The organism is Gracilibacillus massiliensis (genome assembly GCF_001458115.1).
Taxonomy (GTDB): domain Bacteria; phylum Bacillota; class Bacilli; order Bacillales; family Amphibacillaceae; genus Gracilibacillus; species Gracilibacillus massiliensis.
On record NZ_CZRP01000012.1, the window covers coordinates 605,049 to 620,284 of the forward strand.

The 15,236-nt window shown below is 35.8% G+C and carries 17 protein-coding genes; all 17 read left to right on the top strand.

Annotated features, from left to right (window positions below; all coding sequences use genetic code 11):
• Positions 1–5: 5 nt before the first annotated feature.
• The 17 genes from aroA to panB all read left to right on the top strand — a co-directional run bounded on the left by aroA (position 6) and on the right by panB (position 15,236).
• A complete protein-coding gene (gene aroA, locus BN3107_RS10555; RefSeq protein WP_058307588.1) occupies positions 6–1,301 on the top strand; it encodes a 3-phosphoshikimate 1-carboxyvinyltransferase in 1,296 nt (431 codons plus the stop codon).
• Between the two features lie 675 nt (positions 1,302–1,976).
• The gene (locus BN3107_RS10565) at positions 1,977–3,251 is read left to right on the top strand and encodes a tetratricopeptide repeat protein (RefSeq protein WP_231735289.1); all 1,275 of its coding nucleotides are present in this window, start codon (positions 1,977–1,979) and stop codon (positions 3,249–3,251) included.
• A gap of 17 nt (positions 3,252–3,268) precedes the next feature.
• The gene (locus tag BN3107_RS10570) at positions 3,269–3,832 is read left to right on the top strand and encodes a ReoY family proteolytic degradation factor (protein WP_058307590.1); all 564 of its coding nucleotides are present in this window, start codon (positions 3,269–3,271) and stop codon (positions 3,830–3,832) included.
• A gap of 200 nt (positions 3,833–4,032) precedes the next feature.
• Complete coding sequence (locus BN3107_RS10575; protein ID WP_058307591.1) at positions 4,033–4,491, top strand: DUF2487 family protein; 459 nt, start codon at positions 4,033–4,035, stop codon at positions 4,489–4,491.
• Between the two features lie 140 nt (positions 4,492–4,631).
• Positions 4,632–5,144 carry a QcrA and Rieske domain-containing protein gene (locus BN3107_RS10580; protein ID WP_058307592.1) on the top strand — a complete coding sequence of 171 codons (513 nt, stop codon included), beginning with the start codon at positions 4,632–4,634 and terminating at the stop codon, positions 5,142–5,144.
• On the top strand, positions 5,144–5,818 hold the full coding sequence (gene qcrB, locus BN3107_RS10585; protein ID WP_058307593.1) for a menaquinol-cytochrome c reductase cytochrome b subunit: 675 nt from the start codon (positions 5,144–5,146) through the stop codon (positions 5,816–5,818). Before BN3107_RS10580 ends, qcrB begins: the two co-directional genes overlap by 1 nt.
• Positions 5,819–5,845: 27 nt before the next feature.
• Positions 5,846–6,634, top strand: a complete 789-nt coding sequence (locus BN3107_RS10590; RefSeq protein WP_058307594.1) for a menaquinol-cytochrome c reductase cytochrome b/c subunit — start codon at positions 5,846–5,848, stop codon at positions 6,632–6,634.
• Positions 6,635–6,713: 79 nt separating this feature from the next.
• Positions 6,714–7,301: a lipoprotein heptaprenylglyceryl N-acetyltransferase LhaT gene (gene lhaT / locus BN3107_RS10595; RefSeq protein WP_058307595.1), complete on the top strand. Its 588-nt coding sequence runs from the start codon at positions 6,714–6,716 to the stop codon at positions 7,299–7,301.
• 76 nt (positions 7,302–7,377) lie between these two features.
• Positions 7,378–8,094 (top strand): sporulation protein YpjB, encoded by a 717-nt coding sequence (locus tag BN3107_RS10600; RefSeq protein ID WP_187371021.1) that lies wholly within the window; start codon positions 7,378–7,380, stop codon positions 8,092–8,094.
• A 72-nt stretch (positions 8,095–8,166) separates the two neighbouring features.
• Entirely contained in the window at positions 8,167–8,844 is a 678-nt protein-coding gene (locus BN3107_RS10605; protein WP_058307597.1) for a zinc metallopeptidase, read from the top strand.
• Between the two features lie 689 nt (positions 8,845–9,533).
• The gene (locus tag BN3107_RS10610) at positions 9,534–9,881 is read left to right on the top strand and encodes a nucleotide pyrophosphohydrolase (RefSeq protein ID WP_058307598.1); all 348 of its coding nucleotides are present in this window, start codon (positions 9,534–9,536) and stop codon (positions 9,879–9,881) included.
• Positions 9,878–10,678, top strand: coding sequence for a 4-hydroxy-tetrahydrodipicolinate reductase (gene dapB / locus BN3107_RS10615; protein ID WP_058307599.1), 801 nt, complete (start codon positions 9,878–9,880; stop codon positions 10,676–10,678). Before BN3107_RS10610 ends, dapB begins: the two co-directional genes overlap by 4 nt.
• An 11-nt stretch (positions 10,679–10,689) precedes the next feature.
• Positions 10,690–11,082, top strand: coding sequence for a methylglyoxal synthase (gene mgsA / locus BN3107_RS10620; protein ID WP_058307600.1), 393 nt, complete (start codon positions 10,690–10,692; stop codon positions 11,080–11,082).
• Positions 11,083–11,112: 30 nt separating this feature from the next.
• The gene (bshA, locus tag BN3107_RS10625) at positions 11,113–12,246 is read left to right on the top strand and encodes an N-acetyl-alpha-D-glucosaminyl L-malate synthase BshA (RefSeq protein WP_058307601.1); all 1,134 of its coding nucleotides are present in this window, start codon (positions 11,113–11,115) and stop codon (positions 12,244–12,246) included.
• Entirely contained in the window at positions 12,236–13,420 is a 1,185-nt protein-coding gene (locus tag BN3107_RS10630) for a CCA tRNA nucleotidyltransferase (protein ID WP_058307602.1), read from the top strand. Before bshA ends, BN3107_RS10630 begins: the two co-directional genes overlap by 11 nt.
• Entirely contained in the window at positions 13,410–14,387 is a 978-nt protein-coding gene (locus BN3107_RS10635) for a biotin--[acetyl-CoA-carboxylase] ligase (protein ID WP_058307603.1), read from the top strand. The genes BN3107_RS10630 and BN3107_RS10635 overlap by 11 nt, the downstream gene beginning before the upstream one ends.
• A 12-nt stretch (positions 14,388–14,399) precedes the next feature.
• Positions 14,400–15,236, top strand: a complete 837-nt coding sequence (gene panB, locus BN3107_RS10640) for a 3-methyl-2-oxobutanoate hydroxymethyltransferase (protein ID WP_058307604.1) — start codon at positions 14,400–14,402, stop codon at positions 15,234–15,236.

Consider the following 15,236-nt stretch of genomic DNA (forward strand, 5'->3'; position numbering starts at 1 on the left):
TTATCTTGTCTAGTAAAGTATTAAAGTATCAACATGTATCACTTTCTGGTCAAATTACTGTACCGGGTGATAAATCTATTTCCCATCGTGCAGTAATGTTTGGTTCTTTAGCAAAGGGTAAAACAAACATTACGAACTTCTTAGCTGGTGAGGATTGCTTATCTACAATCGGAGCCTTTCAAGCAATGGGTGTCTCTATCAAAAGAGATGCGAACAATGTATGGATCGAATCTGAAGGTATCGATGAATTACAAGAGCCTACACAGCCTATTGATTTAGGAAATTCAGGCACGACTGCTCGTTTATTAATGGGGATATTATCAGGATTACCTTTTCATTTCACACTTTTTGGTGATGAATCATTGTCTAAGCGGCCTATGGATCGAATTGCAAATCCGTTACGAGAAATGGGTGCAAAAATAGATGGTCGCAATAATGGACGTTTATTGCCGATGGCTGTTAGAGGTGGCAATCTCTCGTCAATCGATTTTAAACCACCTGTAAAAAGTGCACAAGTCAAATCAGGCGTGTTACTAGCAGGCCTTTTTAGCGAAGGTGTAACCACAGTCGAGGAAGAAACGAAAACACGTGATCATACTGAGAACATGTTAAAAGCCTTTGGGGCAAAAGTGGAAGTAGATGGTACAACGGTTAAAATTAAAGGTAAACAGAAGCTTCAAGGATGTAATATAGAAGTACCTGGTGATATTTCCTCAGCTGCATTTTTTCTAGTAGCAGCAGCTATTACTAAAGGTAGTAGTGTTACCATAGAAAATGTAGGGTTAAATCCTACTCGCACCGGAATTATCGATGTTTTAAAATTAATGGGCATTTCTATTGAAGTAGTCGAAAAACGCACCATTGGTGGTGAGCCAATTGGCGATGTGAAAGTCGTTTCTTCTAAGCCAAAAGCTGCTGTAATAGAGGGGGACGTTATTCCACGTATTATCGATGAAATTCCTATTATTGCATTATTAGCTACCCAAGCTAACGGCCAGACAATCATTCGAGATGCTGAAGAACTGCGCTTTAAAGAAACGGATCGAATTGATTCAGTAGTTTCAACACTTACTAAATTAGGCGCGTCTATTAAAGGAACAAAAGATGGTATGATCATTGAAGGTAATACGGTATTACATGGTGCCGTCACAGAATCTTATGGGGATCATCGTATTGGTATGATGATTGCAATCGCCTCACTATTAACGGATGAGCAAGTGGAACTCCATGACGATGAATGTATCGCAATCTCATACCCAACCTTTTTTAAAGACCTAGACACATTAACGTCAAACAGCTAAATAACACCAAAGAAGATCCAACAAACCTCAAGTTGGATCTTCTTTTATAAAAAACCTCATTGTCACAAAAAAACTAAACTGCGAAGTACCTGTTACTGCTCACTTTGAAAATTTGATGAGTGGAATGCAAAAGCTCCGTCCATTTACTTCGCTTTCCGCGGGCACGGCCTCAGCTTCCTCAGAAAAGCAAAGTGCGCTTTTCCTGCGGGATCTTCAGCTCGCGCTATTCCCGCTGGAGTCTTCGTAAATGGACTACGCTTAAGTTGAGTTCAACAAAGTAAGTAACAGCTAAAATATTAACATCAAAGGTTATTTCATAGTACTTGAACAGAAATCTGTACAAAGCGGAGGAAAAATGCGACACTCCAGGGGGAAAAGCGCGAGCTGAAGATCCACTTTGGAAAGTGGTTTTCTTTCCAAAGTTAGCTGAAGCCGTGCCCCCGGAAAGGGAGTGTTTTTCCGTAGCGTTGGATTTACACTCATCTAAATTCTTTATAATAATCGTCATAAGTTCGCAGTTTGTGTCTAATGTCTCGGATATTTTTAGTTTTTTGACTATGTTTTTTATCGCAATATATATTTTTATAAAGCTTTCTTAGTTGCTCGTGTTATGTTATTTCGTTACTATGGATATGAGAAATGTAAGATTATTGTTTATTAGAAAGGTTGAAATCATTGGAGAATACTATCGAACAAGCGATTGAAATGATACATATAGGTGAAGTAAAGGAAGCGTTAACGCTCTTGCAAGAGGCTTCTATTACAGCAGATGGTACTACCAAATTAGAAATTGCCCAACTTTTTATCGAATTAGGGAATCAAGATCTAGCAGAATCCGTTTTAGAAGATATACTAAAACATGAACCTGGTAATAGCGATGCAAAATTAATGTATGCAGATATTATGATCGATGATAATAAAGACGAAAAAGCAATAGCGTTGCTTAACGAAGTCCAAGAAGACGATGATAATTATTTGCAAGCACTCGTTCAATTAGCTGATCTATATCAAGTTCAAGGGTTATTTGAAGTGGCGGAAGGTAAATTATTAACCGCCAAAAATATCGCACCGGAAGAACCAATTATAGATTTCGCCTTAGCGGAATTATCTTTTTCATCTGGAGAATATCATAAATCAGTCATCTATTTTGAAAAGTTATATAAAAACAATAAAGAATTTGCTGGTGTAGAGATAGCAGGACGGTTGGCTGAAGCCTATGCATTAAATGGGGAATTTGAAGAATCCCTCTATTATTATCAGACAATCGATACAGAAGACCCAGAAATTCTTTTTCGATACGGTTTCCTGGCTTATAAATCCGAGAGATATGAAATCGCAATACAAGCATGGGAAAAATTACTTGAGGAAGAATTAGAATATCCGTCTGTCTATTTATATCTTGCTAATGCATATGAAGAGGAAGGGCTGACTCAAGAAGCCATAGAAGCTGCTACAAAAGGTGTGGAAATGGATCCATTTAATAAAGAGATATGGTTTACGGCTGGTAGATTGGCTTTAAAAGCAGGAGATTCTAACAAAGCTTTTGAATATGCCAATAAAGCAATTTCCCTGGATAGTGAATACCAAGAAGCGTTATTATTTCTAATCGAAGCATACAAGAATCAAGGCGAACATAATGAAATCATCACACTGTTAACAAATAACGTAGACGTTGAACCATTGGATGGAATATTTTATTGGGAGCTAGCAAAAGCCTATAATGAGGAAGAAGCGTTTAAACAGGCATTAAATGCTTACCAAAATGCATACAATAAAATGAAGGAAGATACCGACTTCTTAAAAGATTATGGATACTTTTTAGTTGAGGAAGGGAGGAGCAAAGACGCGACTAAGGTCTTTGAAGAATATATAACACTAGAGCCATCTGATTTTGACATTCAACATTATGTCCAACGGTTAAAAGAACAAAATAACGATACTCTCTTTTAAATGGAGGGGAAGTAAAAGTGGAAACTTCTATTCGAACTGAAGATAAAAAGACTTTTATTCAATGGTTTTTAGGTCATTATCAATTAAAAAAACGCGAAAGTGTCTGGATTTTAAACTACTTACTAAATCACGATGCGATCTTACAACATGTTCATTTTGTATTGGAAGCGCGTTTTTGTCCTAGAGCAATGATCATCTCCACTCATTGTTCGAAAGAAATTGCATTTCGTTTTTACAAAAAACATATTGTAACAACAGATGCTGATAAGTCTTTTCATGATATTCGCTTGCATTCTAAAGAACCAATCTTTATTCAGCTGAACTTCAAAGATTCTAATCAAAGTATTCCATATATGAAAGTTTTAGAAGATAATCCTTATATACCTGATGATTACTTTTTAACAAAAAGCGATAAAAAAATGGCAGAAGAATGGTTGGAATATGCTTTATATGAATACAAAAAAGAAGAATTGGTTGATAAGATTAATGAAGCACTTGACCAAAAAGACCAACAATTATTTGAATATTATTCAGATCAATTGAAGGATCTGGAAAATTCCTATATTATAAAAAGTGAATAATGCTTTTTGGCGGGAGAACCAACTAATTTTTGGTGAATTCCGTTTCTTTTTGTACTTTAAAATTTTCACAAAAAAAGTAGTTTTACTAGGGAAAATTTCGAATGTACAAAATATAAGAAAAACTTCGAAGCTCACTAATAGACGAGGCAAATACGGGGTTTTTCTAATTTAAAATTAAGTAAGTGACAGGAGGTGCAGCAATGAAATGGCAGCCTAAAGATATATCATTATATTTCCAATCACAGGAATATGTGGATACACTTTGTATTCCCCTAATTCCAATAGAGCATACGAATGAATCAGAGGCAAAGAAATTAGCAGATCAACAAAAGTCCTTACAACTTATCTCAGATGAATTAGAAAGGAATTTTACGGGAAGAATATTTTTAAGTCCTTCTTATACATATATTCGGGGAAATGATTATGAAGTAGAATCAAAACGATTAAATCAATGGACAAGCAGTTTATCAAACAATAGATTTCAGCACATATTTTTTCTGACTTACGATGTGAATTGGAAAAAACATGAAAACATCATAGGTGGTAGCTTATTATGGCTTACAGCTAATTCGATAACAGATTATCAGTCCGATCAAACTAAACAGTGGATAAAAGACCAAATAAATCAAATTAGTGAGTTAATAAGAAGCTATTGGTAATAACTTTTTTCAATAGAAAATAGATAGAATAGAATAGATTTTATTGACCCTAGCTTTAGTTTACGCTATCATAGTAATGTCCTAGTAATATATGAGATATGAATCCATGAAGTCGGAATATGTGTAGAGGGGGGTAAACGATGTCAGAGAAAAAGCAACAAGTGTCCCGTCGCCAATTTTTAAATTATACATTAACAGGTGTTGGAGGATTTATGGCTGCAGGTATGCTTGCACCAATGGTTCGTTTTGCAATTGATCCTGTCCTGCAAGCATCTAGTGGCGGTGATATGCATGCAGTAGTAGATGTATCAGAAATTACAACGGAACCACAACGCTTTGATTGGACAATTGAACAAGTAGATGCTTGGTATACGTCAGACGTTACACATAGTGCTTGGGTTTATAAAGATGACAATGATGAGATTGTAGCTTTATCACCTACGTGTAAACACTTGGGTTGTGCAGTAAACTGGGCAGGTGATCCAGATCATCCAGACCAATTTTATTGTCCGTGCCATGATGGACGTTACTACAAAGATGGGGTAAATGTTCCTAACACACCTCCAAATGCAGCATTAGATCTGTTTGAATTTGAGGTAAAGGAAGGCACATTGTATCTTGGAAATGCTATCGAAAGAGGGGGGAATAATTAATGCTACAGAAGGTTTATGATTGGATTGATGAACGTGTAGACATTACTCCACTCTGGCGAGATATTGCAGATCATGAAGTACCAGAGCATGTTAATCCTGCACATCATTTTTCCGCATTTGTATATTGTTTTGGTGGCTTAACATTTTTTGTTACAGTTATTCAAATTCTATCTGGTATGTTTTTAACAATGTATTATGTTCCAGATATTGAGAATGCGTGGCGTTCTGTTTATTATTTGCAAACAGAAGTCGCTCATGGTCAGATCGTAAGAGGTATGCACCACTGGGGAGCAAGTGTTGTTATAGTGATGCTATTTTTACATACGTTACGTGTTTTCTTTCAAGGTGCTTATAAGAAGCCAAGAGAGCTTAACTGGATGGTTGGTGTATTAATATTCTTCGTTATGCTTGCACTAGGTTTAACTGGTTACTTATTACCATGGGATAATAAAGCATATTTCGCAACTGTCGTAACACTTGAAATCGCAGAAGGTGTACCTGTTATTGGTGAGATGGCAAAAACACTATTAAATGGTGATCCAAATATAGTTGGTGCCCAAACATTGGCTAGATTCTTTGCGATTCATGTGTTCTTCTTACCAGCAGCATTATTTGCGCTGATGGCTATTCACTTTATCATGATTCGTAAACAAGGGATTTCAGGCCCACTATAGAATTTAGTTAAAAAAGGAGGGATAGCATTGAAAAGAGGTAAAGGGATGACGTTTGTCGGTGACTCGAGAATACCTACTGACAAACAGAAATTTATTCCAAAAGATTATTCAGAATATCCTGGTAGAACAGAAGCTTTTTGGCCAAATTTTCTTTTGAAAGAATGGTTAGTAGGGGCTGTATTCTTAGTTGGATTCTTATGTCTAACCATTGCACACCCTGCACCATTAGAGAAGATGGCTGATCCTACAGATACTGCTTATTTACCGTTACCAGACTGGTATTTCTTATTTTTATATCAATTATTGAAATATAAATTTGCGAGTGGTCCTTTCTTTGTATTGGGTGCGATCGTTATTCCTGGACTAGCATTTGGTGCGCTATTCTTAGCACCATTTCTAGACAAAGGGAAAGAACGTCGTCCACATAAACGTCCGATTTCAACAGGATTAATGCTTTTAAGCTTTATCGCGGTCTTTTGGTTAACGTACGAAGCGGCTTCACACGTGGATTATGAAGCTAAAGCGGAAAATAATAAACCTGTTTTACCAGAGGAATCGAGTGTTGAAATTGACACAGAGGACCCAGGCTATGCAGTTTATGAAAATAGTTGCTTACAGTGTCACGGTGGAGAATTAGAAGGTGGCGCTGCTGCTCCGACTTTAGTTGGTATAGAGTATGGCGTTGATGAGATTAAAGAAATAGCAGTTGAAGGTATTGGTACAATGCCAGCGGATCAATTCCAAGGTTCGGATGAAGAATTACAACAACTTGCAGAATTTATTGTTTCAGTAAATGAACAAGCTGCAGAAGAATAAGATTAGTTCACCCTCGCTCTTGTGATAAATGAGCGGGGGTTTTTCTCTAAATGAGATGAGAGGAGCACAGTCAACTAAAATGCTAAAAAATATATTGTTTCATCCTCAATTTATTTTGATCTTATTTGTCATTAACCTGGTTGGGACGGTCTATGGCTATTTTTGGTATGGCAATCAGTTAGCACATACACCACTATATTTTGTGCCATTCGTTCCGGATAGCCCTACCGCAAGTTTATTTTTTACAATATTTTTATTTTTTATTTTAAAAGGAAAAAATGTGCCAATAATTGAAGCTTTAGCATTTACGACACTTGTTAAATATGGTGTCTGGGCTGTAGTAATGAATATCTTAACTTTAATTATTAATGGTAGCCTCAGTTGGCAGAGCTATATGTTAATTGCATCACATGGAGCAATGGCGATTCAGGCGTTTCTTTATGCACCACTTTATCGAATTAAATTTACCCATTTAACAATTGCAGCAATATGGTTATTACATAATGAAATCATTGACTATGTATACGATATGATGCCTACATACGGAAGCTTATCAGATTATCAAAATCATATCGGATATTTTACTTTTTGGTTATCAATACTAGTGATTATTATTGTTTATCACATTTCAGTAAAAAAGCGAAATTCAGCTAAAATGGTTGCTTAATAATTGAATTCAATGCATATCTAATTAGCACATTTCATACATTTAAAGAAAAAGCAAGATGGAAGAAGGGGTATGTGTGCGTATTAGAATGTACATTAGCATTTTATTGATTCTATTTGTTATACAAGCATTCCATTCAATTATTATCACAGCACAGTCGCAACATAATTATATGCATACTTTTGAAAGACTTGTAGAAGAAAAGAAATACCATGTTGCCGCCCAAATACTAGAAAATAATAAATCGCAAATATTAGAAAAAACTATAAATGAAGAAGAATCTTTTCAGCCACTCATGAATCAATATATCAATAATACGATCGAAGTTTTAAAAAATGATACCACAACCTCAACAGAGAAGCTAATCGCTACCCAGCAAGTTGTTATTATTTGGGATGCAATCATATCTGAGAATGCACCACTTTGGACAACATGGAAACAAGAATTAGAAAACAAAATGGAACAATTATTAGAACAAGATGAAGTTAACTCAAAAGATATAGACGAAATTGCATATTATGTGAAAGTAATCGCTCCAGTTGCCCACTTACATTTAGATGAGCAGCAATATAAAACTTATCAAAAGTCATTAGATTTGTTGACTAATAATCAAAAAGAATTTAACGATATCGAACTTGAAGAGACATTTACTCAATTAACCAAATTAAACAAAGATACATGGAATCAGGCAAACGCGCAATATACAAACTGGTTAATAATGATTGTGATTGGTTTTATTTTCCTGAGTTTATCTTATGTGGCATGGGCAAAATATAAAGGAGAAGCCAACTAATCAAATCAATTGACACTTTGTCGTAATTTGACTAAAATTGACCTTAGAAACAGTGAAGATGGAGGAATGGAAATGATAGGTTATCTTATATATTTTGCCTTGTTAATGATCATTCCATTATGGGCGCAGTCTAAGGTGAAAAATACGTATAAAAAATATTCTAAAGTAATGAATTCGAATATGGTAACAGGAGCACAAGTCGCTCGAAAAATATTAGATGATAATGGTCTTTACCATGTAACAATTGAAGAAACAAAAGGAACATTGTCCGACCATTACGATCCAAGAAAAAAAACGGTGCGCTTATCTAGTGATAATTTTCATGGCTATTCTGCTGCAGCTGCTGCTATTGCTGCACATGAAGTAGGACACGCCATTCAAGATGCAGAATCCTATGCATTCTTGCGTTTTCGTCACAGTTTGGTACCGATTGCTGGTTTTGGTGATAAGATGTCTTTTGTCTTTATTATTGCAGGTATCTTTTTACAAGCAACTAATTTAATTTTAATTGGTGTCATCTTCATGTCTTTTGCTGTATTATTTCAGTTGGTAACTTTACCAGTAGAATTTGATGCGTCAAATCGGGCAATGCATCAACTAGTCTCTTCTGGTATTATTAGAAATAATGAAGAACGCCAAACAAAAAAAGTCTTAAATGCCGCAGCTTTCACATATGTTGCTGCAGCTTTAGTCGCAGTAGCAGAATTAATTCGCTTTGCATCAATGTTTTTATTTGCAAATGATGAATAGTATTAATTAAGATGTAAGAGGATGTGACAAAATAATTTTATAAATACAAAAATCCAAACGATTAAGATTGAATCGTTTGGATTTTTATGCATAGTCGGAAGATACTGGGCAATAAACTGTGCAGTCATTTTGAAATGGTTTTAACTGCTTAACACCTGCTCCGGCTGCCCACTTTCCTTTCCGTGGGGTTTTATCTTCAGCTAACTTTTTAAAGCAAAGAACGCTTTAAAAAGTGGATCTTCAGATAAAACGTTCCCACAGGAGTGAAAGTGGGCGGCCTATACTAATATAATGGTTCTACAACTATTGTAATAGGTTGCATTTTGAGCTGTTACTTTAATAAACATTTTTTCATGATAGAAATAACATAATGTCTGTACATGCTAGCGTTGTAGAAAATCAAATTAGCGAAGGCGTCCGCTTCCACTCCTGCGGGATGTTTTTATCCGAAGATCCACTTTGGCAAGCGGGTTTTGCTTTCCAAAGTTAGCTGAGGATAAAAACCCGCGGAAAGGGAAGCGGACAAGCCGCAGCGGTTGCTAAGCACAAACATCATGTCAAAACCACTACATCATTTATTGCACAGTTTCCTTGTATTGTGCAACAATAATTTTTCGTCGTTCGTATTTGAGTATAAATTAATTATTTATGTCCCAATCTCTTTTTATTTTGTCAATGGAGGGTGTGCAATGTATAATAAAGAAAGTATCCAAGATATGCAAGAGAGAGTAGATCAGTATATTTCACAGTTCAAAGAAGGTTATTTTTCTCCATTAAGTATGATGGCTCGTTTCACTGAGGAAATTGGTGAATTAGCTCGAGAAGTCAATCATCAATATGGTGAAAAGCCTAAAAAGAATACAGAAGAGGATAATACAATTGAAGATGAATTAGGAGATCTATTATTTGTTATGATTTGTTTTGCTAACTCACAAGGATTAAGTTTAAGTGAAGCATTTGAAAAAACAATGAACAAAATAGAAACTCGCGACAAAAACCGATGGACAAGATTGGATCAACAGGAGGAAATAGAATGAGTAAAGTAAGAGTAGTAGTAGCTGGACCGAGAGGAAAAATGGGTAGTGAAGCATTGCGAATGATCGAAAAACAAGATGATCTTGAATTGGTAGCTTGTTTAGATCATAAATATGATGGACAGAAGATTAGCGATTTTGAAGAACTTCCTAAATTTGATGCAACCATTTATAATGATATCGAAAAATGCTTTCAATCAGTCGAAGCTGACGTTTTAGTGGATTTAACAACCCCTGAATTCGGTTATTTACATACAAAGACTGCCATTCATTATGGTGTTCGACCAGTAGTAGGTACAACTGGTTTTACGGAAGAACAACTTCAAGAGTTAACAGACTTATCCGAGGAAAAAGGTGTAGGGGTTATTATCGCACCAAACTTTGCCTTGGGTGCAGTCTTAATGATGCAATTTGCTAAATGGGCTGCAAAGTACTTTCCAGATGTAGAAATCATTGAAAAACACCACGATAATAAGTTAGATGCACCATCTGGAACTGCAATTAAAACGGCTGCATTAATTAAAGAGGTTAGAGAATCCAAACAACAAGGGCATCCCGATGAGAAAGAAACAATATCTGGTGCGAGAGGCGCTGATGTGAATGGTATGAGAATACATAGTATGCGTCTTCCTGGCCTTGTAGCACATCAAGAAGTTGTTTTTGGTTCATCTGGAGAAAACTTAACAATAAAGCATGATTCCTTTCACCGTGAATCATTTATGACCGGTGTAAAACTTGCGATAGATAACGTCATGAAACTAGATATTTTAGTTTATGGCTTAGAAAACATTTTAGAATAGGAGCGGTTGATATGAATATTGCATTAATTGCACATGATAAGAAAAAAGTCGATATCGTTAATTTTTCGGTTGCATATTCGACTATTTTGAAAAATCATACACTTTTTGCTACAGGTACTACTGGAAAAAAAATAAGTGAAGCGACAGGACTTAAAATTGAACGTTTTCAATCAGGACCACTCGGTGGAGATCAACAAATCGGAGCAAGAATTGCGACAAATGAGATGGATTTAGTTATCTTTTTCCGAGACCCATTAACAGCTCAACCACACGAGCCTGATATTAGTGCTTTAATGCGTCTTTGTGACGTTTATCAGATTCCACTCGTCACAAACTTAGGTGGAGCGGAAGTAATGATAAGAGCCTTGGATGCTGGCTTTTTCGATTGGCGAAATATACAATAATAATGAGGAAAAGTTAGGTAGGTAACGATTATGTTAAAAATAGGAATTCTATGTTATCCATCTGTTGGTGGATCTGGAATTATTGCAACCGAATTAGGAAAAATGCTCGCAAAACAAGGACATGAAATACATTTTATTACATCAAGCGTGCCCTTCAGACTGGACTCATTTTATCCGAATATATATTTTCATGAAGTAGAGTTAAATCATTATCCTGTTTTTCAGTATCCACCATATGATTTAGCACTTGCTACAAAAGTGGCTGAAGTAATTGATACAGAGAATTTAGATATTATTCATGCTCACTATGCCATGCCTCACGCCATTTGTGCTATCCTAGCAAAGCAAATGGCCGAGCATCCGGTTAAAATCGTAACAACCCTACATGGAACCGATATAACCGTACTTGGAATAGATTTAAGTTTAAAGAAAATGATCCGTTTCGGTATTGAACAATCAGATGCCGTAACCGCTGTTTCTCATAGTCTAGTGAAGCAAACGAAAGAAATGTTAGAAACAAATCAAAACATACACGTGGTTTATAATTTTGTTAATGAAATAGAGTATCAACAAGAAAATGTTGACTTAAAACAAAAATATGGTATTTCCACTGATGAAAAAGTACTCATCCATATTTCGAATTTTCGAAAAGTTAAGCGCTTAGAGGATATTATTCACACATTTTCTATTATCAATCAACAGAAGGCCACACGATTATTATTAATCGGTGATGGACCGGAATATGGTCGAATTCATCAAATGGTCAAAGACCTTAAGTTAGACAAAGTGGTACATTTTTTAGGCAAACAGAAGAATATTCCTGAATTACTTTCGATTGCTGATATTAAGCTACTCTTGTCGGAAAAAGAAAGTTTTGGCTTAGTTTTATTAGAGGCAATGGCCGCTGGTGTGCCATGTATAGGTTCCAATGTAGGCGGTATTCCTGAAGTTATTGATCATGGTGTCACAGGTTATATCGAGGAACTTGGAGATATTAAAGCATTTGCTGCAAGAGCCTTAGAATTATTAAACGATCCTATTCAGTGGGAACATTTTTCAACTAATTCCAAAAATCGCGTAATAGAACAATTTTCTTCCGATAGAATCCGTAGCGAATATGAAACGATATATCAGACTGTACTAGGTGAAAGTTATGACCAATAACTATTTTCGATTAGCGCAACAGGTCATACTCTATCTAGAAGAGCAAGGATTTCAAGCATATATAGTTGGTGGTGCAGTTAGAGATGCCATATTGCAACGCAAAGTAGAAGACATTGATATTGCTACCTCAGCACATCCAGAAGAGGTACAACGAATTTTTTCAAAAGTAATTCCTACAGGGATACAACATGGGACTGTTTTAGTTCGTTACCAAAATGAATCCTTCGAGGTAACTACTTTTCGGACAGAATCGACATACAGTGATTCGAGACGCCCTGATAACGTATTGTTTGTTTCTAACTTACAGGATGACCTTGCGCGAAGAGATTTTACGATGAATGCGATTGCGATGAATCGGTCTCTGGAATTGATAGATCCTTTTTATGGTCAACAAGATATTGAATATAAATTGATTCGAACTGTTGGCAAGGCTAAGGAACGATTTCTCGAAGATGCACTAAGAATGATGCGTGCCATTCGTTTCCAAAGCCAACTGGGTTTTGAAATAGAGAAAACGGCACTTTTGGCAATACAACAGAATCGACAAAGGTTATCAAAGATTGCTGTTGAACGAATAGCCGTAGAGTGGGAAAAGACGATTAGAGGAAATTATTTTCTTGAAGCAAAAAAATCATTATTTTCTACAGGTCTATTTCAGTATCTTCCGCTTTTAAACAATGATAAACAGGTAGAAATTGCAATAAAAGAAATACATAGACCATTACCTAGCTTCGCTGTATTCATAGCCTATATGAATATTAGCGTGCAAAAGATAGCAATAACTGACTGGACAACTCAGTGGAAGTTATCAAATCAAATTAAAAAAGATAGTAAGACGCTTGTTCAATTAATACTTCAGTATCAATCAGAAGCATTACGATGGATTGTATATCAACTGCCATTTCATTTAAGTGAGGACTTTTGTGTATTAACAGAATTATCTTCAAATCATGCTATATCGATGCAAAATCTATTGAATGAGAAAAAAACACTTGTCATTCAGAGCAGAAATGAACTAGTGGTTACCGGAAATGACATCATCAGTTTCTTTCCAGATCGTAGCAAAGGTTCATGGATTCAAGAGTTACTTTTTCAGGTTGAACAAGCAGTTGTGTTAGAAAAGGTCGATAATACAAAAACAGCGATAAGAGAGTGGTTGAAAAATGGTTCATAAAAAACGCCATGAGTTAATAGCTATCTTAGCAGAAAATGAGCATCAATTTATATCAGGACAAGCTTTATCAGAGCAATTAGATATTTCACGTACAGCAATATGGAAACATATCAATGAGCTAAAAAAAGATGGTTATCAATTTGAATCAGCTCCTAAAAAGGGATATCGTTTATTAGCTAAACCTGATCAACTAAATGAAACTACAATCAAATGGGGACTAGAAACAGAATGGTTAGGGAAATCGATTATCTTTAAAGAGAAGGTGGACTCCACTCAGGATTTAGCACATTCATTAGCTAGAAAGGGTGCGGAACACGGTACAATCATTCTAGCTGATCGACAATTGGCCGGCAGAGGAAGAATGGAAAGACCATGGGTATCTGATGATTCTGGTGGAATATGGATGAGCATCATACTTAGACCTGCGATTCCTCCACATCAAGCATCGCAAATGACTTTGTTTGTTGCCGTTACATTGGTTGAAGCACTGGAACAAGCAACAGGACAGTCTATTCAAATAAAATGGCCAAATGATTTATTTATTAACGGGAAAAAAATAACAGGAATTTTAACGGAAATGCAGGCCGAATTAGAAGCAATTCAATATTTAATCATCGGCTTCGGTATTAATGTAAATCAAGGAATTGACCAATTTCCTAAAGAAATTCGCGAAAAAGTTACATCATTAAAAATAGCTTCGGGTCAAGAATGGAGTAGAACAAATTTAGTACAGACTATTTTGCGAGAGTTTGAAAAAGCATACCAGCTGTACATAGATAGTGGTTTTGAAGCAATTAAACAAAAATGGATGGCACATGCTTATAAATTACATGAAAAAATATTCATAAAAACCACACAAGCTAGCTTTTCCGCAACTGTTCAGGGAATATCAAACGAAGGTGCTTTAATCGTAAAAGACGAGGAAAATGTAGAAAAATTGATTTACAGTGCAGAAATTAATTGGTAAGGAGTAATTCGAGTGAAAAATACCCTACAGTTTCAAAAGATGAAACAAGAAAACGAGAAAATTACAATGCTTACTGCCTATGATTATCCTTCCGCTAAAATGGCAGAAGATGCAAAAATCGATATGATTTTAGTAGGAGACTCGTTAGGTATGGTGGTACTAGGCTATAATTCGACAATTGAGGTTACAGTAGATGATATGATTCATCACGGCAAGGCAGTTACAAGAGGAGCCCCTGATACTTTTACGGTTGTAGATATGCCTTTTATGTCCTACCATCTATCTTTAGAGAGAGCGATGGAAAATGCGCAAAAAATCATGCAACAAACTAATGCACAAGCATTAAAAGTAGAAGGTGCTTCACAGGAAACACTACGTTTAGTAGAAAGACTTACCGAAGCAGGTGTTCCAGTTGTAGGGCATCTCGGATTAACACCACAATCTGTTCATGTGTTAGGCGGTTATCGCATCCAAGGTAAAGATAAAAAAACAGCAGAACAATTAATTAGTGATGCCAAGTCATTAGAAGAAAGTGGAGCATTTTCAGTAGTATTAGAATGTGTACCAGATTTACTTGCAACCCACATTAGCAAACAATTAGCTATTCCCACGATAGGAATTGGAGCTGGTAAAAGTTGTGATGGTCAGGTATTAGTTTTTCATGATATTTTACAATACGGTGTCGAATTCAAACCTTCTTTTGTAAAAGTTTATCATGAGATTGATCACGATATAAAACAAGCTATTAAGCACTATCATAACGAAGTCAAAGACAAAAAATTCCCTGACTCCTCTCATACTTTTGCCATGGATAGACAATTAGCTATTGAGTTAAAATTGGAGGAGTAA

Coding starts and splice junctions, on each gene's coding strand:
- BN3107_RS10575 (WP_058307591.1), top strand. CDS start 4,033: ATGAAATGGCAGCCTAAAGATATATCATTATATTTCCAATCACAGGAA.
- BN3107_RS10580 (WP_058307592.1), top strand. CDS start 4,632: ATGTCAGAGAAAAAGCAACAAGTGTCCCGTCGCCAATTTTTAAATTAT.
- qcrB (WP_058307593.1), top strand. CDS start 5,144: ATGCTACAGAAGGTTTATGATTGGATTGATGAACGTGTAGACATTACT.
- lhaT (WP_058307595.1), top strand. CDS start 6,714: ATGCTAAAAAATATATTGTTTCATCCTCAATTTATTTTGATCTTATTT.
- BN3107_RS10605 (WP_058307597.1), top strand. CDS start 8,167: ATGATAGGTTATCTTATATATTTTGCCTTGTTAATGATCATTCCATTA.
- BN3107_RS10610 (WP_058307598.1), top strand. CDS start 9,534: ATGTATAATAAAGAAAGTATCCAAGATATGCAAGAGAGAGTAGATCAG.
- dapB (WP_058307599.1), top strand. CDS start 9,878: ATGAGTAAAGTAAGAGTAGTAGTAGCTGGACCGAGAGGAAAAATGGGT.
- mgsA (WP_058307600.1), top strand. CDS start 10,690: ATGAATATTGCATTAATTGCACATGATAAGAAAAAAGTCGATATCGTT.
- bshA (WP_058307601.1), top strand. CDS start 11,113: ATGTTAAAAATAGGAATTCTATGTTATCCATCTGTTGGTGGATCTGGA.
- BN3107_RS10630 (WP_058307602.1), top strand. CDS start 12,236: ATGACCAATAACTATTTTCGATTAGCGCAACAGGTCATACTCTATCTA.
- BN3107_RS10635 (WP_058307603.1), top strand. CDS start 13,410: ATGGTTCATAAAAAACGCCATGAGTTAATAGCTATCTTAGCAGAAAAT.